General features: G+C 57.8%; 16 protein-coding genes and 1 pseudogene. 8 read left to right on the top strand and 9 right to left on the bottom strand.

What is annotated here, in order from left to right:
• Positions 1-110: 110 nt before the first annotated feature.
• The gene (locus ACVIGB_RS44015; RefSeq protein WP_456724613.1) at positions 111-4595 is read right to left on the bottom strand and encodes a CHAT domain-containing protein; all 4485 of its coding nucleotides are present in this window, start codon (positions 4593-4595) and stop codon (positions 111-113) included.
• A gap of 135 nt (positions 4596-4730) precedes the next feature.
• Here ACVIGB_RS44015 and ACVIGB_RS44010 point away from each other — a divergent pair, with 135 nt between their 5' ends.
• Positions 4731-6935 carry a caspase family protein gene (locus ACVIGB_RS44010; RefSeq protein ID WP_456724614.1) on the top strand — a complete coding sequence of 735 codons (2205 nt, stop codon included), beginning with the start codon at positions 4731-4733 and terminating at the stop codon, positions 6933-6935.
• 50 nt (positions 6936-6985) lie between these two features.
• Here ACVIGB_RS44010 and ACVIGB_RS44005 read toward each other — a convergent pair whose 3' ends face one another.
• Together ACVIGB_RS44005 and ACVIGB_RS44000 are read right to left on the bottom strand one after the other, a co-directional pair.
• The gene (locus ACVIGB_RS44005; protein ID WP_456724615.1) at positions 6986-8221 is read right to left on the bottom strand and encodes a clostripain-related cysteine peptidase; all 1236 of its coding nucleotides are present in this window, start codon (positions 8219-8221) and stop codon (positions 6986-6988) included.
• Between the two features lie 220 nt (positions 8222-8441).
• Complete coding sequence (locus ACVIGB_RS44000; protein ID WP_456724616.1) at positions 8442-9152, bottom strand: CHAP domain-containing protein; 711 nt, start codon at positions 9150-9152, stop codon at positions 8442-8444.
• A gap of 381 nt (positions 9153-9533) precedes the next feature.
• Between ACVIGB_RS44000 and ACVIGB_RS43995 the strand changes: the two genes are divergently transcribed.
• The gene (locus ACVIGB_RS43995) at positions 9534-10604 is read left to right on the top strand and encodes a GH25 family lysozyme (protein ID WP_456724617.1); all 1071 of its coding nucleotides are present in this window, start codon (positions 9534-9536) and stop codon (positions 10602-10604) included.
• Between the two features lie 262 nt (positions 10605-10866).
• On the opposite strand, the gene ACVIGB_RS43990 is transcribed toward ACVIGB_RS43995, so the two are convergent.
• The 5 genes from ACVIGB_RS43990 to ACVIGB_RS43970 all read right to left on the bottom strand — a co-directional run bounded on the left by ACVIGB_RS43990 (position 10867) and on the right by ACVIGB_RS43970 (position 18592).
• Positions 10867-11829: a hypothetical protein gene (locus ACVIGB_RS43990; RefSeq protein WP_456724618.1), complete on the bottom strand. Its 963-nt coding sequence runs from the start codon at positions 11827-11829 to the stop codon at positions 10867-10869.
• 1115 nt (positions 11830-12944) lie between these two features.
• Positions 12945-13994: a dCTP deaminase domain-containing protein gene (locus ACVIGB_RS43985; RefSeq protein ID WP_456724619.1), complete on the bottom strand. Its 1050-nt coding sequence runs from the start codon at positions 13992-13994 to the stop codon at positions 12945-12947.
• Between the two features lie 750 nt (positions 13995-14744).
• Entirely contained in the window at positions 14745-15809 is a 1065-nt protein-coding gene (locus ACVIGB_RS43980; protein ID WP_456724620.1) for an adenylosuccinate synthetase, read from the bottom strand.
• The gene (locus tag ACVIGB_RS43975) at positions 15794-17704 is read right to left on the bottom strand and encodes a ribonuclease H-like domain-containing protein (protein ID WP_456724621.1); all 1911 of its coding nucleotides are present in this window, start codon (positions 17702-17704) and stop codon (positions 15794-15796) included. The genes ACVIGB_RS43980 and ACVIGB_RS43975 overlap by 16 nt, the downstream gene beginning before the upstream one ends.
• 510 nt (positions 17705-18214) lie before the next feature.
• Positions 18215-18592 (bottom strand): hypothetical protein, encoded by a 378-nt coding sequence (locus tag ACVIGB_RS43970; RefSeq protein ID WP_456724622.1) that lies wholly within the window; start codon positions 18590-18592, stop codon positions 18215-18217.
• A gap of 276 nt (positions 18593-18868) precedes the next feature.
• Here ACVIGB_RS43970 and ACVIGB_RS43965 point away from each other — a divergent pair, with 276 nt between their 5' ends.
• Positions 18869-19948, top strand: coding sequence for a DUF3616 domain-containing protein (locus ACVIGB_RS43965; protein WP_456724623.1), 1080 nt, complete (start codon positions 18869-18871; stop codon positions 19946-19948).
• Between the two features lie 128 nt (positions 19949-20076).
• Here the strand turns inward: ACVIGB_RS43965 and ACVIGB_RS43960 are convergent, their stop codons facing one another.
• Positions 20077-20277, bottom strand: a complete 201-nt coding sequence (locus ACVIGB_RS43960) for a hypothetical protein (protein ID WP_456724624.1) — start codon at positions 20275-20277, stop codon at positions 20077-20079.
• A 311-nt stretch (positions 20278-20588) separates the two neighbouring features.
• On the opposite strand from ACVIGB_RS43960, the gene ACVIGB_RS43955 reads away from it, so the two are divergent.
• The 5 genes and pseudogenes from ACVIGB_RS43955 to ACVIGB_RS43935 all read left to right on the top strand — a co-directional run.
• A complete protein-coding gene (locus ACVIGB_RS43955; protein WP_456724625.1) occupies positions 20589-21752 on the top strand; it encodes a M23 family metallopeptidase in 1164 nt (387 codons plus the stop codon).
• Positions 21753-21759: 7 nt separating this feature from the next.
• Complete coding sequence (locus ACVIGB_RS43950) at positions 21760-22620, top strand: hypothetical protein (RefSeq protein ID WP_456724626.1); 861 nt, start codon at positions 21760-21762, stop codon at positions 22618-22620.
• 211 nt (positions 22621-22831) lie between these two features.
• Positions 22832-23044: a hypothetical protein gene (locus ACVIGB_RS43945; protein ID WP_456725323.1), complete on the top strand. Its 213-nt coding sequence runs from the start codon at positions 22832-22834 to the stop codon at positions 23042-23044.
• Positions 22944-23597, top strand: coding sequence for a glycoside hydrolase domain-containing protein (locus ACVIGB_RS43940; protein WP_456724627.1), 654 nt, complete (start codon positions 22944-22946; stop codon positions 23595-23597). The genes ACVIGB_RS43945 and ACVIGB_RS43940 overlap by 101 nt, the downstream gene beginning before the upstream one ends.
• Positions 23598-23774: 177 nt before the next feature.
• Positions 23775-24026, top strand: a pseudogene (locus ACVIGB_RS43935) (transposase); the annotation flags it as partial.
• Between the last annotated feature and the right edge of the window lie 554 nt (positions 24027-24580).

The following is a 24580-nucleotide window of genomic DNA, read 5'->3' as shown; positions in this document are numbered from 1 at the left end:
TCTCGTCGACAGCCGGAGTGTTTCTAAGCTCTCGCTTCTCGGCGGCACCCACGCTGGTCGTCCCCGACGCAATCGCGATAGCAATCGCAAGGCGCATTACAAGCTGCATCTCAGTGCCCTCTGACGCCTTCCAGAAGCACAAAGGGGGCCCAATAGTACGGATGACTATACCCCAGAAAACTCGGCGTTGTGCTTCCACGCCCTTTTGTCTCAACAAGCGGCGCAGCTCCTCGTTGAGAAGTGCCGGCGGCATCTAATCTGTCTTTGATGAACAGAAGCTGAGTCGCCTTGAGGGCCGCCTCGCGAGAAGACGACGGGTTGACCACATTCCCGTAGAAGTTATGAATGAATGCCGCCGCGCCACGGTCGTTCACTGGCCAAAGAGTTCCGAGAGCGGAACGAACACCGTTATCTTCTGCGAGCGCCGCAAAGCTCTCAAGCTGCCGCCCATCTTCCATAACCTCGCCGTACGCGGTGTTGCAAGCGGAGAGGGTCAAGAGCTCGACATCGCCGAAATCGAATTCTCGATTCGGACCGATATGATCTTTTATCTCTCGAATACTCAAGCGATCGCCGCTACCCAGCAGGAGAAACGACTCACTCTCCGTGCGCCCGAAATTGAAGTGCGATGCCACATGCACGATTCCCGTGCTGGGCTGACCAGGCATCCCAAATACTAAGCCGTTGCTGAGCGATTTCCGTGTGAAGCTCTTGTCCACCCAGGTATGTCCCTTGAACAATCCCTTACCCGACGCATCCTTGGTCAAGCCGTCCAGCTCGAATTTGACGGCCGATAAGGCGGGCAGCCCCTGAGATGCAGAGGTCATACCGAATGCCGACATGTCCAGCGACGTTGACGAGATTGCGCGTCCGGCCGGAGCCTGTCCGACAGTCATCGAGATGATTTCGAGACGCTCGGCCAGATATGACTTGCCATCGTAAAGGGCTGCAAACGGAATATAGCGGAGCTTGCGATCCAGCGAGACGAGAAGTGTTTTTACACCACTTTCGGCGATCTCTCTCGCGAACGGTGCAAACAATAGCTCAAAAAACTCTTGCCCGACCGATGTTGGGTCGCTTCTGGGGTTTTGAAGAAGAGTCCGGAACTTTTCGACTTTGCTGTCAAGCGCCGCTTCGGAAAATGGCTTCCCATCTAGCTTGTCCCAAACGTAAGTAAGTTGAGGACCATACGGCAGCGTCAATATGGCATCCATCCGGTCTGGCAAGACGACGTAGTGGATTGCTGCGGCTGCTCCCCTCAACTCATTGCGTAGGCGTCCCTGGATAGATCCAAGAATTTGAAGGCGCTTGCCGGCGTCTTCGTTCCGCACGGCGCTTGCTCTCTGGATCAAATCAGAGATCAGCTTGCCAGACTGCTCTTCATATCCCGCCAGCTGAACCCGAATTTCATTGAATTGCGACGTCTCTTGGTCCGTGAGAGGTCTGCTGTTCTGCGCAATCTGGAGCTCGCGTTGCCGACCGGCTAGCGCGGTGAGAGAGACGGTTGCCTCGCCGAGCCGACGCTGAGTCTCCTGAAGAGGCTCTGATATAGCGAATCCGTCGAACGCTCGCTTCTCGAACGTCGCTTCGCGGCCAAGGAACTCAAACTTTTCGAAATCCTTGAGCATCCCGATTACATATTCCGCTTCGGCGGGACTATTCAGTCGAATGAGAAGATCAATCAGCCAGCGATACTGATCTGAAACAACATCGCTGAAGCAAAGCTGCAATCGCTCAGGAAGTGAGCGAACATGCCGCCGAACCACCTGCAATTCATTTACCGCAGTCTTCGCTAAGTAAAGTGCGACGTCGTCGAAGCCCAGATCGAAGATCCGTCGGCTCGATCTAGAGAGATGACAGGTCCTGGCTAGTGCTGCTGGTAGTGGGCCCTCGAAGATCGCGGAGGCTTTATCGATCTCCAACTCCCAATAGAGGGCCTGGCGCTCCATACCAAGCGCGGCGTTCCTATCACCGCGATATCGCTCGGCGTCGGCTAACCGATGCGCCGATGCGGCAAGACCCTTGCTCGGACCGCCGCGGGCAAGTTGCAGCTCGTAGAGTGCTCGATCTCGGCTGTAAGTATTTGGATCGGGTTGCGGTCGGGGCCGCTCTGGGGCGGCCATCAACAACTCTTTGAATTGGCCGGCAGATGCGCTGCCCCGTGCTGCAAACGCCTCGAGAAATCCCAATAAACTAGTCATTCGAGGACTGTCACGACGGCCGCCAACCGATATCAAGCGGCGAACGACCGCTTCGTAGGCGCTAACCGTATCTGGCTGGACCCAGCCACTACGTCCTGAATGCCTTAGCAATGCACCTGCACTCTCGAAGTCGCCGTAGAATGCAAGCACATCGATATAGGCGGGAACTGCAGGAACGATTCTGCCGGATTCGTCGCGAATTCCTCCTGACTTGAATGCCGCGTCTACCGCAGATTTAAGGTAGTCATAACCTATAGCGACAAAACGAGCGTCGAGCGCTCCAATCGCCAGGAGATGAGCAAAACTCACGCAATCCAGCCGGTAGCTCTGCTTGTTGTCCGAATTGGCATCCTCATCGCACTGCGATCTGTCCAGACGCTTTCTCAATTCAATAGCAACGTCGTTCGCTTCGCGCGAGCGAGCCAACGCATCAATTAGGACAAGGTAACTCGTGGCGGTCCAGGTCGGGTCGGTGGAGTCGGTGCTTAGAGTCGCGACCTTCTCCATGAGCTTTCGAGCCTCATCGCCACTTTCTGCTAGCTGCGGTTGCTGCATGAGAATACGCGCAAGCTGAAAGCTCGACTCAAGCGCTCCTGTCGGAACGTCCTCTTTCGTAGGATTTCCTTGATCTAGCGCGCTGGCCGCCAGGCGATACCATCGAACCGCGCTTTTCAAATCTACCGCGGCGCCGCAATCCACGCAGGCGTGAATCTCCCCGAGCCCATAGGCAAGGTCGGGATGAGCCTTTGCAGAAGCGAGAAGCAAAGCTAGGCCATCCCTAGTCGCGAGAAACGGCGACCCGACCATGATCCGGCTCTGAATGAAGGTGGAAATTCCTTTGACATAATTGAGGGCCGGGATGGTCGACGACGGGTCTGAGGTCTCGGACCCACTTCGTTCCGAAGGCAAACTGGCGAGTAGAGCTGAATACAGCCTTGCGACGCTCGACAGGTCGCCCGGTTTTGCATCTTCATTGATTCGCGCGAGCGACGAGAGACCCGCAGGCTCTCCGCGCCTAGCAAGCTCGGCATAGTAAGCCGTCGCCTTTTGCACGTCCCGCGGAACGCCAAGGCCGTTCTCATGGAGTTGAGCCAATCGAAGAGTGGCAAATTCGTCGCCGGAAGTAGCCGCGTCGCTCAGCAGCGTCAGCCCTGCGTCAACAACTTGACCACCGTCGCTGAGCCCCTCAATCAAGGCTGTCCCAAGTGCGGATTTTCCGTTCCGATTAGCCTCTGCCCTAACGGCTTCAAAAACGGCGTCTGACGAAGTAATCAGTTCCGCGAGGTGTGCGAGATCGACCATTTGCGGAGCTCCCATCACAAAATGGGTCCGCACTAGGCTGTTCGCGCTCCATTCGGGTGTAGGGGCTATTGTTTGGTCGGACGTTGGGGCCGTGAATCCGAGGCTTGTCAAAAGGATGCGCGCAGCCAGAACACGACCGAGCTTACCGGTCAAGCCATCCACATAGATGCGGTAAAGTATTGGCTGTGAAGCCTCGCATTGAAGCTCATCCAGGACTTGCCCCAGGGGCGGATTCGCCACCAGCTCATCGTATATTGCAGCTTGGCCGCGGCCAAACGAGTCGGATTCGCAAACCTTCTCAGTATCGATCCGGAATAGATGCGCCAAAGTGGCCAGCGTGCCTGGCGACTGCCTCGCCTTGATCTTCGCCGAGCATTGCCCAGCGCTATAGGGCTGGGAAACCAATCTGGCAACGTCGGAAGGGGTCGGGGCTTCCCCCGGAGAACCAGCCGGCAGTTGCAGAAACGCGGCCGCCTTGGCCCAGGCGTCCGCGAACTCCTCATTATAGAGGCCGTTGGTCTTGCCTGAATAGCAGCCTTGAGCCTTCAAAAGAAACTGCGCCAGCTCCAAATAGGGCTCGTAGCGCAGCCCGGCCTGCGCTTTTCCAAGCACGGTATCAAGGTTGAGTGCCTGACCGTCTGCGTCCCTGACTTGGGCAACGACCACTGCGCATGCACCGTTACGATTTTTCGCGACGTCTAGCACGAACTGCTTAAGAGCCGACTGCGTCAGGGCAAATAGCTTGCCGGCAATGCGGCCCTGATCAGCTGGATTTAACTTTTCAAAGACCCCCCCATCATGATCGTTGGCCTTGGTCCGATCTATGCCAACGGCCGCTAGCAAGTCGGCGAGTCCGCGACCTCGCCAGCCGGCGGCGACAAGAAGCAAGCCCTCACGGTCAAGCGGCGCCGACAAACATCGAGATTTCTGGACCGCCTCCCGCCAATCCTGCTCCTCCGCCCCGACCGCGCGCGTAGCTTGAGCAAGCCACAAACAGACGATCGCGAGAGCAATACGCGCGACAACTGATAGATCCCGACCACGGCTACGATCGCCGACTGAAATATACAATCTTGAAAAATTGCGCAGCATCAGCACTCCCCTCTGGCTGCACTTGAGTCATGAGCCTAGGATGTAACCAATAAGACGTCAAGTTGCATGACATCTTCTGTACTACTGACGGCTTGACTATTGGATGGCGGCGACAGGTTTACTGGAGCAAGTCGCATGCGTATCTCAGCAATCGCATTTGGTCTCTTACTGCTCTTCACCACCGAAGCCTCGGCTCGTAACTGGGCCCTATTAATTGGCGTGTCTGGCTATCCTGAAATTTCCCAGCTTCAGGGGCCGCGCAATGATGTCACGATCATGTGGCGTTTGCTCAAGACCAAGGGCTTCCAAACAGCCGACATGACTGTCCTCGCTGACGGGCTTCCGCAGTCGGACAATTTTCCCAAGGTGACCGCGCAACCAACGCGCGCGGCGATCGTGGACGCCGTGAAGAACCTGTCCAAACGCGTGCGGGCGAAGGACTTCGTGTATGTTCATGTCTCATCGCATGGCAGCGAACAACCAAAGAGCGCGACCGACCCTACCCCGCAGCCATTCGACCGAAACCAGGTTATGTTGCCGTTCGATGTCCGCCCCAACACGACAGACGCCATGACAGTTCCTAACGGCTTGATCGACGAAGACCTCGGCGGGCTGCTTGATATGGTGCGAGCCAAGGGAGCGAATGTTTTTGTTGTCATCGACATGTGCCATGCCGGCACGGCTACACGTGCCGGCATGGCTACACGGCACGTTGATCCAGCGGATCTAGGTATCCGGTTTCCTTCCGAGCGTCGAGGTCGGATGACTGATTTGCATCAATCCCGACCTAGCATTGTCCACGCCGTGCACGGAGGCGGGCGCCTAACTGCGTTCTTTGCAGTTAACGCCACGCAACTGTCGTATGAGAAGAGCTTTCTCGGCTACGCACCTCCACTCGTGGGTCCGGAGCAAACTCTCGGCGTCTTCACTTTTCTACTTCATCGAGCTCTCAGTCAATTTCGCGGACGGACCTATCGTGACCTCGCAAATGACATCATACGAGAACTCGATTCAGGTGTGGCCGGACACGGATTGCCGCTTCCAGTATTCGACGGCAATGTCGATGATGACCTGTTTTCCGGCGGCAATGCGGCCACGAAGGAGGGATGGCCGGCCCGGTACGAGGGCGGCTCTGTTCATATCAGTGCGGGCCGGTTACACGGATTGGTCGAAGGCAGCACGGTCGCCCTGTTGAAGAACTCAAGGGACAATGGACCGGCCCTCGCAAAAGCAACAGTCACAGCTGCCGGCGCGGCTGATAGCAGAGCTTCTCTCCAGCCTGGCGAAAAGGCCCCGCGAGAGCCAACTTTTTGGGCACGACTGTTGGAGGCTGCCGCATCACTGACCTACCGCGTTTCGGAGCCGCCGCCCGACGACATCCGCAAGCCAGGCGGGGATATCGCGGCGGAAGCGATCCACGCACTCAAGCAACAGCGCCCAGAACTCCAGCGGATTGCTCTGGAATGGTCGCCGGCCGGAACGCCGGAGGCGGACTTCCGACTATGGGTCACAGATCAGCGGATGTGGATCACCGGAACAACCGGAAACCTCAACACCGATTCTTCGCAGCCGGACGTCTCCCCCAGTATCGCACTTTTGGACGAGAACGACGCCCCAAAGCAACTGCTGCGCCAAATCTGGCAGCTTGCTCGCGCGCAGGACCTTGTCCGCGCAGCACAGATCGCGACGGCGCACAGCGAACTCATCGATACATCGCTCGAGCGTTTTAGTATCGCCGAACTCGGTCCGGCGAATGGCCAGGACTGCCCTGACACTGCCTTCTACAACACGATTCTAGATAAGCCGGCTGGTCGTTTGAAGCCGGTTACTGATGAGATCGTATCGGTCAGTCATTGTGATCTGGTTGCCATCAAGTTGCGCTCAAAGAGCACAAAGTTCGTCGATGCTGTCGTACTCTATATCGACGCGCGCGGTGGAATCCTGATGATCAAGCCAGATGGCCAATCCTCCGACTGCGGCATCGTATTGCCGCCTGGGTCGTCCGATTCGACGGTCGCAGCAACCCGAATCGTGGTCTGGAACGGCGGACAGCCCATCACAGTCGGGATCGAACATATCGTCGTCGTGGCGATCGAGCGCCCGACAGGCACCGTACCGACCTGCTACGCCGCGCTAACCCAACCGACCCTCATGGCCGCTCGCGCTAAGCTCCAGGAGGTTGCCGGTCGAGGTCCGCAAACAAGCTTGCGTAGGTTGCTTGACGCCATCTCCGTCGCAGACGACGGCACACGCGCTGCCCTACCTCCACCGACCAAGGAACGAGATGAAGGCTTTACTCGGGCTTTCACACTCGACGTTCGCAGATCAGGCGCGCCGTAGAAACGGGACGTCGAACAGTCGATCACGACGAGTACTTGGTTCAGTCTGTGCTACTGTAGATATGCCGCCAGGAAATCGGCCCATTTTTGTCTCTGAACGAACTCCACCGGGTGATCGGTATTTTTCTTATCGTAACCATTGTGATCTGGGTCCTGACCGTAGTCAGTCTGCGTCGCGGGAAAATAGACAGCGAGACCGCGAGAACCATACAAAGGCAGATCTCGTTTAGACGCATAGTTCACGATCGTCATTTTCCGGAGGCTGGCTCGAAGCTTATCGATCAGTGACTTGATCGCGCTGTCGTTCGTTCGCGCCCGATAACGTTCCAGGAAGAAATCCAAATCGATCGACGTAACGAGCCGCGCTGCCTGACCATACGGTGTGATGCCTGACCGCGCCTTGCCGATGGCGCTTCGCTCGGCTGAGAGGCGTCGTTGCATCTCATCTCCGAGTGCTGATGTGGCGCCCGCGACTTCCTCGGTCTTGGTGAGATCCAGCGCGCTCAGGGTCGTCAGATTGACGTCTCCATACCTCTTCTGGTAGCTCGCAACGACCGCTTTAGCTAGCCCCGCACCATCCAGACTCGGATTCTTCAGCAACGGTGCCAACCAGGCGGCGTACTGCCATCCTTCTCCCGGCTCGAGCTCTTCGCTTCCAACCATGGTATTGACTGAATTGCGAAACGCGTAGGCCGTCTCAACCATCGACATCAGGCATGCGTCAAACCCGAGCAAGTCGAGCTTTTTTTCGCCAAACCTCTGCTCGAGCACTCGTTGGATGTCGCTGTTGAACAGAACACTTCCGGTATCCTCATCCAGCGAAACTGAACGATATCCGTTGAACGGCGGAACGGAACTGACGATGGACTTAAGCTGCGATTTGGCCGCCGTCGTGAGGCTGCGGGACGCAGCCATTGCTCTCAAGTTAAACTCGCGAGCAAGCTGAAATCGCCAGCCCTGACCATGATTCCAGATGATCAGCATATAGTGCGTGGCGGGGTATCGCTTCATAGACCAATCAAGAAAATCGGCAAGCGTCTCAGGCGCCCCCATATCGACGACCTTCCCGCTTTGACGCAAATCGCCCACGGCCTCTCCTGGCCTCGGCTTGGTGTCACGCTTGACCAAGAACCGAAGTACCCCAGACCAGGCCTCATCGGAATCGGTGTAATGCTTCTCTGGCCGACCCATTTCGACCACGAGATTGACGCGATCACTGCCGCCGACTGTCGCCATGCTATAAAAATTGTCGATCGCGTCGACCTCTAGATTGTTCTTTCCGTTCATGTACACCATCACCGTCCAGTCGGCACAAGAAGCAGGAGAGGATACAAACAGGATCGCAACAATAGCTATCCACGCTGACCGGCTAGCTGCGAAATTGAGTCTCAACGATGAGAGCGATGCGCGAAACGACATGACAATTTTGACCCTTATGAATGAATTCCAACGAGACCGCGAACGCAGACACTTCGCGCGGCACCCTCTACCTCATTGAAAAACACGGCTAGGTGGGGCGGACATAGGCAGACAGATAATGGATCCCCACGGAACGCTTTCGCCGAGGATTGATCGGAATTTCCGCTACGTCGATCTTGCTCTTCAGATATCCAGGTCCGCAATTGGTCGCGGAGTCGCCGGTCTGATTTCCTCCCAGGACTTTGAGCGTATCCCCCGCCCGCGAAACGAAGAGCGACACATGTCCGTGGGCTCTATCGCCGATATCGGTGAAAACACAAATATCGCCAGGAGCCGGATTGCTCACACGCGCTCCGTAGGCCAAGTAGCTTTGCGAAGACGCCGGCTCCTTTGGAATTCTCAAGCCTGCACGCCTAAGGCACCAGGACAGCGTCGCCGCGCACCAAGATGTACAATCGCCCGGATATGGCGTCCTGGCATACCCGATGTCATGGAAGAAACGGACGATGAGAGGATTGGCGACCTGCTTCCAACGCATGTTGAACAATTCACCGGTCGAGCCGACTTCGGTGATCTCCGACAGTTGCTGCATGATTGCGTAATAGTGATCCGTTGGCAGGGTTTGGACGATCTGGTTTGCGGCATCAATATCCTTTTGCAAACTCGGGAAAGTCCCCTTCGCGGAGTAGTAATCGACAAAGTTGTAGTTTTTATACTCGAGCCTATCGTCTGCGAGCGCTTTGCCCGTCGCAACGACAGAGGCTCCAAACGCAATGAGAGCTTCGCGCCTTGTGAACATCTCTTCTGCTCCAAAATTCAATGGTCAATGTGGATTTCAAGTATTGCCGCCCACTCGGCTTCTCGATGTTGCCGGGGCCGGCCGACCGATCTGTTGACAAGCGCTCAAAATACGACCTAAGATTGCTCAACTAGATCGAATAGGCAAGGCTGATCGCACCCAATAGTCGTATTTTGCATTGCGGCAAGTATTGCGGTCCGCGCGAACCCGTTGAGCGCACGACGACGCAGTGAAGAACCTGCCCTGTTTGAACTGCCTCTGAATACTCTAAGAGTTTGAAAGCCATCGTAATGCGAGGTTTGCCGCTTGGGGAGCAAGTAGGCGAATGCGGCTTTAGCATGTAAAGAATGCACAGACGTGAAACTCCGTCGAGTACATACGTTGATCGTCGCTTTGCTCTCCTGCGCGTCTGCCTGGACGCAAGAAGCTTCGCAGGATGAAGTGGATCCGCGGGAGTTGCGCAGGTTCTGGATCGGAACGCAGGCCGGCACGAAGGCTCTTCCTGCCGCGCGTTACACGCTTACGCCGCAGGAGCGGCTCAGGTTTGCTGGCGTATTCGGCGCCGACTTGTCGCACTATAGTTTCGACCTTTCTACTTCCGGCAGCTGCGCCACGCCGTCCGGGTACACCGATCCGAAATGTTCTTGTCGCGCGGATTGGGATAAGTTTCTCAGCAATGGCATTGTTTACATCTACAGCAAGGCTAGCGATGGAGACACTGCTGACCTCTCCTTCCCGCGTTTCTGGTCCGAGATGGCTTCGAGGCATGCGGCCAAAAGCATGTTTCGAGGTGCCTACCATTTTCTTCGTCCTGACATAGATGCCAAAACCCAAGCGAAAGCTTTCTTGACGGCCATCGAAGCGACAAACGGCAAGAGGCCCGATCAACTGCCTCCTGCCCTCGATATCGAGTGGTCCAACAAGCGGATCATTCGCGGCACGCCGGCTTACGAAAGCTGTCCCGCGAACCGCCGGACACGTAACGATCGAGGAAATTACTACTGTGACATGTGGTACACAAAGTCTGCCGACCAAATCGTAGCACTCGCCAGAGAGTGGATCGAACTCGTCTCGTCAGCAACCGGGCGTCCAGTAATCCTTTACACTAATCCAATCGCCTGGTGGAATCCCGTCCTAGGCAACACGGGAGACCTCCTGACGAGAACACAGGCCATCTGGACATCGAGGTACACCGGCAGCGGACCAACATATGACCCGCGTTGGACAAAACAAGGCGGGAGTCCCGAATGGAAAATGGCGCCCTTGCCACATGGGGCATCGTATCCATCCGGGAAGTACACGACCGCTCATTTCTGGCAGTTCTCAGAGAACGGAGCTCTCACCACTGACGCGTTTGCCTGTGGCGGGAAGCTAGAGAACCGTTCGATGGACATGAACTGGCTCCCTATTAACAAGGCAGATTACGAGCTACTTTTCGGCGTGGGCAAATGAAGCGGCACCCATGCGTCGAGTCCGCGAGCCGGGAGACCCGTGTGGCTTGTTTCAAGCGCTTGAGAAATTAGTAATCCCACCAAGCTTGAACCTACGACAACTGATTCAGAAGCACGCACAAACCAAGGCCCTCATTCGCTGGACTTCTGAGTACCCAATACATTTCACGTTCACATCGAGCCCTGCGGTCCGCTCTGCCGGACCCTTATATTGGTCGTAGTCCATTTAGCCGCACCGCGAGCTCGCACGCCCCAAAGTCGAATCAATGCAATGCAACCGCGGCAGCTACCCCCGCTGCTATTGCTGTCGGCAGCGCAATGAAGCCGAGCACCTCACTTGGATTTGTTGCTGCAAATCCCGACACGACGCCAGCAGAGTCGAAGCTTATGCTCGCTTTGTTCGCCACAAAGGCGCGTCGATCAAAGTGGACATAGCCAAGTCTTCCCGCCACCGGGGCTGCAACAGTAAAAGGAGGGAGACTGACCTCGGGGCTAACCTTCGCGCCGCCCTTCTCCACATGCGCGCTGACGGTGACTTTGTACAAACCAGAAAGTCTAAAGCAGAACGCGTATGTCCGCTCGCATGTTTCGAGCGAAGTCAATTGTATGTCTTCAGGGTGCGGAAAGCCAACGACGCCGAACAACGCGTTTGAAACGAGCGTTTGTTGAACTGCAAAGATGACTCTGCAATCGGCATCGCCGGGCTTCGTGATGTAGGCCGTACCAGTCTTGTGTGTCAGATTCCTCACATAAGTCGATTGCATATCGGCGCATTTTGGTGCGATCGGAGGCGGCGCAGCGGCTACGCGACCGGCTTTCTCAACAGCAGATTGTGTCGCCGCAACCTGCGAAAGCAGACTTGTAACACCTTGAATGATCGGAATGGTTTTGTCTGTGGTTGTTGTTGAGATGGACTTGATGAGGCCTGTATCCATCTGGATGTTGATGTCGTCTTCCGAGATAGACGAGTGATTATAGACCAGAGAGTAGATGTTATTTGGGTCCGCCTTTGCAGTAACCTTCTGATCTGTTGAAATGGTCAAATCGCTACTCTTCAATTCTGCTTGAATGTTTAGCGTCCCCTGTGCGAGGGCATAAGTGATAAACGCTCCATCTACCTCGGGGCGTGGCGGCCCATTTGGCATCTCCGTCCAAACAGCCGCTCCACAGTTTGACAGGCTAGTGACCAGGAATGCGCTGATGGCCACTCGAATAATGAATCGCATGACGGATCCCCCCAACGCCTTGCTCAAAATTTACTCGTCGTCCCTCTAAAAAACACCGTTAGCCTTGCTTCTGTCGGCAAGTTGCATAAATTGTTTCAGTCGCACCAATGGCGAACAACTATCGATTGCAAGAACGATATATTGCCAACATGATGCCGTCTACAGGCAATCGCGGCTGCAGGCGTTCCGAAGTCGATTTGGCCTGGTTCGATTACTTCAGCGAATTGAGGGCCTGCTTCATCGGACAGCGAGCCTAGAGCTCCACAGTTCGCGAGCAGAGCGGCGCAAGCAGATTGATGTCACCAACTGTACAATCCCGTGGTCTTGGCTTCGCCATGCGCTCCGGCGCTCAGCGGCTCCGCTTCCACTCCACCGTCGCCTCCTAGGCTTGTATTCTTTCAGAGCCCGCCCCCCGGCGGCGCCCCATTCTCGCTCGGGCTCGACGTCCTAGCTGATCGAGATGACCTAGGAATCCTGCACTGCCATGCCCCTCCATGCATGACGGCTAAGCTTTTGCTGTTTTCCTTATCAGTCCGGCAACTGACTGTGACCAAGCTTATCGATCAGCAAACCCGGCTCCGTTGCAGTCAGACTCCGTGACCGACGTTTTTAGGCGGTAGCGCTCTGCAGTGCGCGCACGAGCGTGCACCGCATTGCAGGGACATCTCCGCCGTCATCCGTTCGATGGAGCGGGTGAAGTGTCCACGCAGACGATGCAAAACGCCGTTTGAATCGATTGAGACGCGGCCGAAGTAAGCTTGAGATGTTGGAAGCAAGCTTGAGATGCTGAAGGCGTCCGATAGCTTCGTCCGACCTGCAGGCACGACGCCGCCATACGGTGCATGCTGGCGAAGGAAGTCACGCCAGAATCGCAATACTACCTCAAAGAGGCGGGAAGCCGGCATGAAGTGCGGCCTGCCATCAGCCACACCCATATCCACGAGTAGAGTTACACGCACTTCGTTGAAGGCAAGCTCACCAAAAGAAGCCGTATTAAAAGGCCCTTGCACCCTTCTGTGAATCGGCAGACCCTTTCGCTGAAAATATATAGCCCCTTGGCGTCAATATCCAAGCCTGTGGAGAGCGAAAGTCGCCCATACGAGCGAGCCCCTCGATCAGCGGCCTTTTCCCTTTGAAGGAGCCCTTCTGGGTCGCTTCCTCGGAGGGGAGCTCAGTTTCTGAATTTGCGCATCTTGATCGTTCAGACGCGCGTTCAGCTTCTCGTTTGCGTCTTTCAATTCGACCATTTTTTCCGTCAAATTCTTGTTGTCCGTCGACAATGTCGTGATCTTTTCGGCCATTCCCTTCGCGTCCGTCGAAACCGTCCCTACCAGCGATTGGGTGTTCTGCACCATCGACACGAACTGCTGGCCGATTTGATATAGCGCGAACGCGATGGGCACCCCGGCAACAACAGCAGCTACAAGGCCTATATTGCGAAGATCTTTCGCACTTTTCTCGGCCTTGCGGGCGGAATCGGCAGACTTTGCGATCGCGTCGGGGATTGAGCTGCGAATCGGATTTCCGGCGTTAGCTTTGCGCAAGTATTTGTCGGGATCCAGATATCGCTTGTCGGGCGGGAATCCCTTGAACTTTCGTACATCTCGTTGGGCGGCCAGATCGTCTCCGATCTCAGGTTGATAACCAAACGTTGTCTTGGTGAACTCAATCCATATTAGAGCTTCATTCGTATCGATGGCGTAGGGATCTGACGTAAGATTATGGAGGGGTATCAAAAGCTTTCCGTGAAATCCGGGATCCACCAGGGGACCGGTACCGAGTAGCAGGCCACGATGGACATGCGTGATCCTCAGATTGAACCGGATCGCGATGTAGTTCGGCAACCTGAAGATCGGCTCGACTTGAGCGAACACGATGGAGTTTGCCTCCAGCACTAAAGGCGTACCCCTCTTGACGATCTTTGTTCGTCTCCGTCCGTTTCCGTCCCACCAGATGACTTCTCCACCTATGAAAACTTCATAGGAAGCAGACTTGAGCTGCTTCTCGGCAAACGGCCACATCATTCCCGTAACGCGGGCGTAGTCTGCTATCTCGAAAGAGGAAAGCAACGCGCGAGGTACGTTCGGAAACGGATCCATATTCTCGAACCTGGCAGCACGAGCTTTGGCGTCGTCGTCATCCTTTGGTAGATTCGCTAAATCCATTACTGACTGTTTTCTCGAGAAGAGGCTCCGAAACCAGATGCAAAATCGATACGTCGGCGACGTCGGAGATTTCGCAAAGTACGCCCTACTGAGAGCGATCGCCCGGGAAACCAAGCTTCGAATCGCGGTCATATGGTACTTGTATTCGGATGAAGACCACAATGCAGACGGGAGGCACCTAGGCTATCTCCGCGATGGGGCTCTTGCACAGCTAGATCCAAGCCTCCATGCGGCTCTGGCGCGCCTTATTCACAAGGGAAAAAGGAGCGTGCGCTCCGTTGCCGCCGCAGGCATTTTGCCCCCTGACACCTCTTTCTTCGCAAACTCGGTTTCCGATCGCCGCGGCGACAAGCGCTTGAGCCGAACGCAGCGTGGTTTGTTCAGGGCTGCCTGGCTCAAAAAGGCCCTCGCATTCGCGGAAGGCCATCAGCTGGTCTTTCTAGATCCCGACAACGGACTTGAAACGGCATCGGTCCAACGGCATTCGCCGAAAAGCGGAAAGTACGTCTTTTGGAATGAGGTCGCGGAATTCTGGAGTGCGGGGCATTCGCTGGTGATCTACCACCACCTCAACCGGACGGCGACGGTTGCGCGTCAAGCAGACGTCTTGAATGCAAAATTCCGCGAGCGCTTTCCCGACGCCCCTCTCCTACGATACTTCCTTGCGCGTCGCGGATCGTGCCGGCATTTTTGGATCGTGGCCCAGGAAGAACATGCCTCCGCGCTGGCTCAATCGATCGAACGAATATCTCAAACGAGCCTGAGAGAGTGCTTGGAATTAGGGCGAGTATCCCGATCCAAGTCCGATCTTGGTTCCAAAGAGTCCGGACCGAATCCAACCATCGTCACCGTTGCTCCAATCTGCGACTCGACGCGTGCTAAAAACTCTAGAGCAAGCCGACTTCGCTCGCCCCGCGCAAACGCTGGGTCGACATAATCGAGGTGATTGAGCACGATCGAAGTCGGTTGGTTGGCCGCGATCGCCCTTCGCACGACGTCGACCTCGAAGCGGCCAATACGTCGGATTTTCTTGGTCGCAGTCGTAAGCTCCCTGTAATCCTCTGAAAGTCCCGCCTCGGCCGCGAGATTCTTCCAGCTCATCTCGTCTTCAAGGGGACCGGAATTACCCGCCACCCTGATCGGGTGCGCCCGGAGAACGAGAACGATTTCATCGACGTCGAACGGGCTCAAACCAGCTTCCGAGACGAAGGCGGCGGCCGTCGTATCCCGGCTCGTCGCATTGGGGTAAAATCCCCCGTGAAGAAGCGATAGCCCGAACCCCTGCGATCCTTCGATGACGATGCGCTGTCCCCTCGCCAGAAAGTCACGCATCAGCTGAGCCGTATCAGCGATATAAGGCCCTAATCTCGGTTCATTCTTCGCCAGACGAACGGTGGACGCCCGACCAATGCGGCGCACGAGAGCCGCTCCCGTTCCCGATCCCGTCGAACCGATTCGATCGATGAGCCCGTTCGATCTCTCCGTTTCGCGATCCTCCGCGGAGATCAAGCTCGCGAACGAGCTGACCTTCACGCGGTCCGGTCCTAAGCCGAGTTCGGCGACTTCCCTCTCGAATATGTCGACGTCTACAAGCGCGCCAGGCGGAAGCACCGCGATACTGTCTTTCGAGAAGACCGATGCCGGCAATTGACGGAAAGAACGCGGCTCGCCACGTTCGTCGATGATCGTATGTCCCGAGTTGGTCCCGCCTACGCGGACGACGCAGCGAGCATCTCTCTCGCGAGCGATCGCGAGTGCGACCTTACCTTTTCCTTCCGACCCGTACTGGCCGCCTACTACTACTGAGACAGGCATCTGTCGCTCTTCGATATCTCCAAGAGGACCTGGTTCAGCGACTGCTTCAACTCCGACAAGCTTCCCTCATTCGTCAGATGTATCTGGGCCAGCTTCGCGAGTGGCCCGATGCCGGCTTCGACCGGCTGGCTGTCCGCCGATTCGAACGAAACGGCGGCATCCTCCGCATATCTAGCGCGGCGGACCGCATCCGAGGCCGAGATATGGAGATGGACAAAACGAGAGCCGAAGGTCTCCACGAAATAGGCCCGATCCTCAGGGAAGCGCAGCCCATCGATCACGGTCAGGCTCTGATTCCCTACGCGCTGAAGTACACGCTCGCAGAGCCACCTCTGACCCTTCTCGCGATGGATCCGCTCACCAAACTCCTGACGCGTCGCACGGTCAGGCGTTTCTCCCGCGATTACAATCTCGTCGTCGATGACCAGACTAAATCGCGTGTAAGCGAAGCCCTGTTCCTCCAACATGTGCGCGGCGGTGGTCTTCCCGGAGCAGATCTTTCCGCTTATACCAACCACGAGAGGAGCATCTGCACTGTCTGTCAGCTTTGGCACGATCAAGGCACCTTCAGTCGGGCCGCTGAGCGCTTCGTATTTGCCGGCGAGGAAAAACGAGCCTACCAACGCTGCCGTGATGGCATCGAGCTCGTCATGTGTCACCTCTTCCGAAACATACGGTCCGGAGATGCCGAAGTCGGACAGCCCCCGCTTCAGATATTCGATCCCGGCCCCCTTGCGCGGAATGGCCATGATGTCTTGAGCCGCGCCCGGATAGCTTTCGATAACCGCGATACCTTCACTCCGGATCCTGGCCGCCAGCAGCATTCCACGGCGGGTGAGCCCCTGCATACTCGGCAGCAGCGCAGGGTAGACGTTGACACCGCGCCTCTTCAGCTCGCGCTCGCACTTGCGCATGATGCCGTACTGTTGTCGACCTGGGTCGTCGTCAGTCACCACGGTCCGTCCGAACGGGAGCGAAAGCGGGGAGTCGATAGAAACCAGATCCGGCTTGAGGGCAATGATCCGACTGACCATTTCCTCGTCGGTGTGAACGGTCAGGGTTTCGGCGACAGCACCTTCCAGAACGCACCAGCCAGAGCCGCGCTTCTCCGAACCCGTCAGATCGATACCGACGATCCGGGCGTGCTCAGCTGGAGTGGCAGAGAAGATCGACGCGAAGCTTCGGAAAGCCACGCAGGGCTGGAGCGCTCGGTCGGAAATCGTCGGAGCCGGTTGACCGAAAATATGTTGGGCTATCTCCTCGAAAGCCTGAGGCTGAAGCCAGAAATCGCTCTGCAGATTGAGCCGAGCCATCACTATGTCCAGGATAGCCGCCATCCCGAGGACGTCGCTTCGATTGTACAGGACGAGCTTTTGCAGCGCCGGCAAGCTTCCGCGCAGATAGTCGTGCCAGAGAAGCACGGCCGCAGCGCCGTCGACGTCTTCGAGATCGCTACGGAAGTCGATCTGGAGCTCTCTCTCGATACTCTTCTGCCCACCAGCCAATCCCACCCGACGCGAGAGGTAGCGCAGGTCGACATGAATCCCCGGAAGCACAAGCTCGCCGAAGGTCTTCTGAAGGAATCGAAGGTCGAAAAGCGTGCCGTTGAACGTCACCAGGACAGTAGCTGATGCAAGATCCTGCAGCAGTGGCGTCGGATCTTCACCCTTCACCAAGACCTTGTATGCGCCGTCTATTGCCCAACCGATGATGGTAATCTCATCGTAGAACCAGCTCAGCCCCGTAGTCTCGACGTCCAGAAACAGAACTCGAGCATCCCGGGAGAGGATCGGCGACAAATTGACGTCCGGCAGGGCACTTTTACGGGCAGATTGAACCGCTCGCGTCCGCGAGGTCGGCGGGCTGCCCCCCTCCGCATCGAATAGTGAAAACAAGATGTCGCTCCGCCCTCACGCGCGCCGCAACGCGACTTGGTCGAAGTTATCCCCAAACCTTCTTTGCCGAAAGCCGCTTTCCGGATTCCGCTCTTGGAACCAGTTAAAGCTCCACAGAAGATTGGAATTCCTTCGAAAGTTTTGGATACGATTCTCCCAAATGTCGTCGCGTTCGCGCTTCCTATCCGGGATTTGCGTGCGCCGCGAGCCCGGATCTGCGCAATCCGCAAAAAATTTCGAACCAAGAATCACACCCGAACCGGGATACTTTATAACACATTGAAATAGCATAACTTTCAGTCGATGATCAATTCATTGCCATTCGGAAGCCGGGCCTGCCGAATGGCGATCTCTCTTCGGGCTATGCCTACGAGGGACGAGCGGCCTTGGAAGAAGGAGCCGATTTCAGCCTGTTCTGAAACGTTCGCGCGCCGTCGAACGAGAATTCGACGCCTCCGAGTCCGCGAAGGCAAACAGCGCCTCAGCCGCCATTCGCAATCGCCGCAACGGTCAATAGCCGAAAAACGGGTCGTGTTTCTGGTGGGCTCTGCACGTTTCGAACTTCGTCGACCGGCTCCATGGTGGCTCGGGAAGTTTGTTCTCGTTCGACCTGATCGCCCAAGAACCAATGCTGCAGACAAATCGCTTCTCGAGAACAATCTTGCGGTTTACGGCGCGCTCCGCTGCCGAACTAGCCCTATCGAATGCCGCGACCGCCGCGTCGCTGTCCGCAAACACCCCCCAGAGCGTGGTGTTGGTCAGGCGGAATAGCTTTGACGTGCCGAGGAACACGTACAAGAGGCCTTTAGCCTCCGCACTCGCGACGAATTCCTTCCATTGATCGGCCGCGCTGACCTCAAAATCATAAGTCAGCAGAAAGTCCGTCAAGCGACATCTCCCAGGTAGAGCCCGGATATAAGGTGAGAGGCTCGGGCTTACCAGGACCGAGGGCATCGCCGTACGTCTCGATCCGCTCCGCCACAAGGTGCTCCTGCCATCCTCCGGAACCATGACGACACATTGGCGTGGTCTTGACATGCGCCCGCTTCGCCGATTCTCGGAGTTCGAGTACAGCCACCGATCCCGAGCGAAATGAACGATTTACTCGCTCAAAGATTGAGTCCATACTTCCGATGTTCTTTTTGCTTTTTTTGGAAAATCATTGTGGCCAAGCCGATTTTTATGGCGGCCGCGACGCTCGCGGTCACAGCTCTTCATCTGACGGCGCTTCCCCGCCTGGCAGCCGCGGCCACCGTCAAGTGGTCCGAAATGGACGTCATTTCTCCTCTGACCGACGATGACGGGGAAAGCGCTACGAACATCAGCGGCGTGAACTGCATCGCGTCCGCGGGCAAGCTCGTCTGCCTCGTCATCGACGATGAGGGACGGCTCGCGCAGGCGGCAACGATCGACGGATCGAAGCTGAAGGGTGGCGGGAAGATCAGATTGTTGGAAAAGGACGCGCCGACGAACATCGTCGGCAAGGAGCCGACGGTCGTCGCCTGCTCCAAGAAGAAAGACAAGTTCAAGGATCTCGACGGCGAAGCGGTCGCGCATGGCGGCAAATTTTTCTACGTGGCCGGTTCACATGGCTGCTCGCGCAACAGCAATAAATTCAGAGCATCGTCCTTCATCCTCGCGCGAATTCCGGACGACGCGGTTGCGAAGGCGTCCGATGCCGATCCGAACGCCCCCGAAGACAAAGTTTCGGCGACGACGAGCTACCGCCTGTCCGAGGCGCTGCTGGCTGCCTCAACCGTCAAGGCCTCCTTCGCCAAGGATTTGATGACAGACAATGGCATGAACATCGAGGGTCTGGTCGTACTCGATGGCACTCTCTACGCCGGGCTCCGCGCTCCGATCTTGGCCACCAAATCCTACATGATCGCCATCGACGTCGCTGCATTGTTCGACGCCGCCCGGACCATCGAGGCCAAGGACGTACGTGAAGTGGATTTGGATCTGGGCGGCCGCGGTATACGTGATCTCGCAGTTCTCGCTGACGGCCGATTGCTCGTCTTGAGCGGTCCCGCCCAAGCCCAGACCCTCTCGTTCGCGCTTCATGTTGTCGACCCGAAGAGCGGCTCGGCCAGCCAGCTCGCGGAGCTCGACGGGATTCCTGCCGATTGGAAAGCGGAAGCACTGCAGATCCTGCGGCAAGGGCCGGACGAACTGGATCTTCTGATCATGTTCGACGGCGCCAAGAGCGGCGGTCCCCGGAAATATTCGATCGATCTGAAGTAACCGCCCTTTGTCTCGTGAAACTACGACTTCTTCCTGAATCGAGGGAATCGCGTGCGCACCCTGCCTTGGCCTCTTTCCTTTTTCGCTTTCGCTCTTTTCGTTCTTGGCGCCACGGCATCTGCCTTCGCTCAGGCGCCGGTGAAGCCGCTCGACGGACGACCGAATGCGGTCTCCACCGTCAACAGTATCGGCCGCGCGCCGAGGACCCGGCTCGATTTCGGGCAATCCGGCCGCCCCATCAGCCGGAACACGGCGATTACGATCCTGCTTCCGAGGGATGCCTTGGCAGGAGACGAATTCCTGGCCGGCGAGACCAGGAGCATCGTCATCGATCCCGACGGAGGCTCCTGGTATCGCTTCGTCGAATCGAAACCGGCCTACACTCTGACGATCGAAGGAGACGACCGTCTCCTGGTGAGCGCGCAAGGCTGCGCGAGCAAGGGCGATCGGTACGAATACCTCGGGTCAGCCTACAAATCGGGAGCATCGGTCGCGGATCAGGAAGAAGGCCCAAACAAGGAGGTTCTGTTCGTCGACGACTGCGTCCCCTACCGTCTGGTCGTCGAATGCTCCTCCAGCGCCTCCTATCGCGACTGCATCGATGCCAAGGAGATCATCGGGAGACGCGTTTCGGACTTCCTTGGTCCGCGCGAAGTCCCTGAAGCTGCCGGACGCGGATCTTCAGCGAAGCCTGGCGGCAACGGACGGGCGGCAGGTATTGCAGCCATATCCTCGCCCGCCCGGAAGCGAGCCCGAATTCAGATACATGCCACCGGGTCTCCATCGCGTGCGTCAATATCTGGCGCCGACGGACTGCAATCAGATCGCGAACGCCGCCGACTTCACGGTCGAGAGACGCACGCCGTACTCTCGACTCGTCTTCGGGGGCCCGGATCTGATGCTGCGGTTTCCTTTGATCCTCGCGGCAGATCGACAAGCGTTTCCCAATTCCCAGATCTTCGGGCCGGGCGGGACATTCTTCGCGACCGAGGACGGGGACGGACGTAGCGACACCTACTTCGAGAAGAAATGCAAGAAGGTGCCGAAGACGGACGGCACGCTGGGAGAGATGGGACCGTCCAACTACGGCGACGCTCGGAATTTCGCGATGCCCTGGTCAGACACTTTCTGCGAATGGCGGGGCAACGATTTCACCCAGCCGTTCTGCGCGCCGGAGGGTAAGCCAGCGATGAAGGGGCCTCACTACGGAACGGATATCCGCGCCTGGTCCCAATCGGCGCACGACCGTGTCGACGTGGTTTCCGTATCCGACGGAGTGGTCGTCGAGGTCGACTCGCAGCAGCGCGGCGGCGGGCTGCCTTGCTACCAGGGCTTTGTCGTCAAGATCAGAAGCAAGCACCTCATCTTCGTCTACCGCCACATGAATCCCGACCTTTCGCCGTTCCGGGCCGGCGCACCGGATCGATTGAAGTTGGGAGACAACGTCAAGGCAGGTCAGCCCATAGGCGTGATGGGCGACTTCATGGACGGGCCGGCCGGAACGACCAAGCATCTGCATTTCGAGATCGAAGCGCCGGTACCGAAGGCCGTTCTCTTCGGCCCTCCTTGCACCCGCAAGGACGCGAAGACCGGCGTCTCGATCCGCTTCTGCATGGCCAGAGAGAAGGCCCCGCCTTTCCCTTCTCTGATAGTTGCGTATCTGCGCGAGCGGTACGGCCGACAGACGGATCTCGGCAAGCTCGACAAGGAGACCGGGCTTCCCCTGCTTCCGGTACTCGCCGATCACGAGGTTCTGCCCGCAAAGCGGCTACGACCGGCCGTCGTTTCTTCCATGACCGAGTGAGGGCGACATGATCGAGCAGATCGGCAACGTATGCGACGAGTGGGACTACCAAGCCGGACGATGCGCGTCCCAGGCGCCGGTGTTCCACAAGCAGGGAACGTCGTCGTGCCACTTCACCACGAAAATGGCGATCGATGCTGACGGAGCGCCGAAGGGTTATTTCCCCGGCGAATACAAGCCGTCGAATCTCCACGATTGCTTCGACTGGTTGAACAACCTGAACCCAGCCGACGCTCACGGCACCCAGGAACAGGGCGGAGCGGTGGGGCCCGCACCCGGTTTCGTCATATCCGGGACGGCGCTGATGGACAGGCGATTTCCGGAGAACGATGCGCGCCGCTACGTCGATGCCAGCACGATACCGTACGTCGTTCTGACGGGATCCAACTTTCCGGTACCGGCGGAGCTCGCCCTCTCGAAAGGATGCCTCGCGTTCGTCGCGGACGTGCGCACCGGAATCTACTCCGGCGCCATCTACGCGGACGTCGGCCGTGCGGTCGGCGAAGCGTCCCTGGCGCTGGCGCTCATGGTCGGCATCAACCCGTTCAGCACGAAGTATTTCCCCAAGGTCGGCGGCGGCACGGCGGAAAAGCGGATATTCCATCTCGTGTTTCCGACGGACGTCGTTCCGGCGCCCTGGGACGTCGGAGCGATCCAGACGCGAGCGGCAGCCGCGTTCGTCTCATGGGGCGGCGAGCAAGCCCTACGTCAACTCTTTCCTGCCCTGCCACCCATGACGGGTCCGCGCCCCGTCGTGATCCGGCCGCCCGACCATCGTCTGGCTCTTCCGCCCGATGAGGATGAAGCGCCGCGCCCCTTCAAAGGCGGCGACGTCCCGAAAAGTGAGCTGCCCGGATACGGGGACTAGCATGTCCAGGAGTTTTCCCCTGATCGCGCCAAGACCGTCACACGACCATGAACGTCGCGCACTCGTTTCGTCCGGCTCGGGACGACGGCGCCCGAAGAGGCATCCACGATTGAGCCGCGAACACCGAGCCTTGGGATTGCCTTTCCAAGAGAGCGAAACGCTCGGCCAAACCGGCCGCCGTCGACAGCGTCATATTAAAGGGAGAATCGCCATGACCAGTGATATCCGCGCGAGCCGCATGGAAGAAGCGACGTTCGCCGAAATGGTGTCCGAAGAGCCCACCAGAACGACAAGCACGCCACAGCCGACGTTCGCCGGGCTCGATGCGGGTTCGTATCCGGGCGACAAAGCGATGGACGCGTACCGGGAGATCAGGTCTGTATCTCACGCACGCACCTGCACGATCTGTACCGCACAAGGTTGACGAAGGTTGGATCGCAGCGGCCGGCCATCTCGCCAAAAGCGGTTGGGGCATCGCTCCCATCTACGTGGGTGCCGAACCCGAAGGGAGTTCGAAGGTCCCTCCCCCGAGCAATCCGCTGGCCGACGCGCAGACCGACGCTGCGGAAGCCGTGGCCCTTGCCCAGCGTGCCGGGTTTCAACCTGGCCGAACGATCTTCCTCGACGTCGAGCAGGCCTTTCTCGCTCACAGCCCGTACGAGTCTTACGTTCTGAAGTGGCTGGAGCAGGTACAGGCGAGCGGATACCGGACCGCTCTCTACTGCTTCCCGAAGCAACTGAGCTGGTGCGCCGCCCATGGAATTCCGATCTGGACGGTGCATCTCAACAAAAACACCGGGACGAAAGATCGGCACACGGGCGTCATCACGTGGAGCTATTTGACGTCTCCGCTACCGACCGATCCAATCAACGCCGGCGCGATCAGTACGCAAGGCCGCTTCTATTGCCGGGCGGCTGAACTGAAACTGGAACTGGATTACGATCGCTGGACGGTCGCGGACCCATCGCATCTTTAGGATACGAACTCACCCGAGCATACGTCGAGACAGTTCATCAGAGGAGTCTACCGATGGATAAGGATCATATTCAGCAGCTTGTTTAGCTTGGCAGCACCGCCCAGTCAACGGGCTCTGCAGGCGGACCCCAGCAATTCGGAGACATAGATACGGTTTGAGCGCCGCCTTGATCGCGTCCGGATAGCGCAAGCCGTGCGCGACGCGGTGGCGCACGATGCGCTGGTCGCCGAGCTGATCGACGCCATGCTGAATGCGCGCGCGGCGCTGTGGAAAGAGTACTGCCGGCTGCACAACCTGGTGGTGAAGCTGGTCGCCGGCCACGCGCTGTGCCGGCGGTTCATGCAGATTCCCGGCGTCGGTCCGATCGCGGCGTTGAGCTTCATGACCGCGGTTGACGATCCTTCCCGGTTCAGGCGCTCGCGCGCTGTTCGTAGGGGGAGATGACGGAAGGCTATCTCGATGGCCTTAAGGAGGAGGACGCCGCGCGCGACGCAAGATCTTCTCGAGGAAGACCGCGGACATGCGTTTGGCATCCGCCTGAACCGGGTCGGGCGGGGCGGTTTCTCCTTCGTTGCCGCAGGGGCAGATGCCCAGCGATGGCGAGACCGTCATGGCGGCCGGCCCGCGTCCGAACCCTGGGCGAAGCGCAGCGGCGCACCTGAGCTCGCTCTTTTTTGCAGCGAAGCGGCCGCGAGGAGCCGGCTTGCCGGCGGGGAAAAAAGGAAGCGTGCGAGGGTTTCGGATGGGGGACGGCTGCCATAGGTCGTAGCGCCATAAGCAGGGAATCGTCCCTTTCAGACGAGCGAGACAGGCCTTGCCGCAGAGCGCCATTCACCCGTGCAAACGGCGCATGGGCAACGGCTCGACGTGCGCTTCACATGTCGATTTCCTCGCGATCCGGCTTGGCAAGCGGCTTGGATTCACATTTGAGGCGCGATCATGGAGCCAGCTATCAAGTCGGGTCCGGCGCCATCAGTCGACCG

The organism is Bradyrhizobium sp. USDA 4341, from assembly GCF_054063755.1.
The sequence above is the reverse complement of the archived record's forward strand: the minus strand, read 5'-3'. Positions and strand labels throughout refer to the sequence as shown.

Bases quoted from the DNA above. Each gene is read 5' to 3' on its own strand.
- ACVIGB_RS44005 (WP_456724615.1), bottom strand. From the start codon at position 8,221: ATGAACGGAAAGAACAATCTAGAGGTCGACGCGATCGACAATTTTTAT.
- ACVIGB_RS43950 (WP_456724626.1), top strand. From the start codon at position 21,760: ATGATCGAGCAGATCGGCAACGTATGCGACGAGTGGGACTACCAAGCC.
- ACVIGB_RS43985 (WP_456724619.1), bottom strand. From the start codon at position 13,994: ATGGATTTAGCGAATCTACCAAAGGATGACGACGACGCCAAAGCTCGT.
- ACVIGB_RS43960 (WP_456724624.1), bottom strand. From the start codon at position 20,277: ATGACGATGCTCCTGGTCTCGCCGGCCAGGAATTCGTCTCCTGCCAAG.
- ACVIGB_RS44010 (WP_456724614.1), top strand. From the start codon at position 4,731: ATGCGTATCTCAGCAATCGCATTTGGTCTCTTACTGCTCTTCACCACC.
- ACVIGB_RS43940 (WP_456724627.1), top strand. From the start codon at position 22,944: ATGCGGGTTCGTATCCGGGCGACAAAGCGATGGACGCGTACCGGGAGA.
- ACVIGB_RS43980 (WP_456724620.1), bottom strand. From the start codon at position 15,809: ATGCCTGTCTCAGTAGTAGTAGGCGGCCAGTACGGGTCGGAAGGAAAA.
- ACVIGB_RS44015 (WP_456724613.1), bottom strand. From the start codon at position 4,595: ATGCTGCGCAATTTTTCAAGATTGTATATTTCAGTCGGCGATCGTAGC.
- ACVIGB_RS43945 (WP_456725323.1), top strand. From the start codon at position 22,832: ATGACCAGTGATATCCGCGCGAGCCGCATGGAAGAAGCGACGTTCGCC.
- ACVIGB_RS44000 (WP_456724616.1), bottom strand. From the start codon at position 9,152: ATGTTCACAAGGCGCGAAGCTCTCATTGCGTTTGGAGCCTCTGTCGTT.
- ACVIGB_RS43990 (WP_456724618.1), bottom strand. From the start codon at position 11,829: ATGCGATTCATTATTCGAGTGGCCATCAGCGCATTCCTGGTCACTAGC.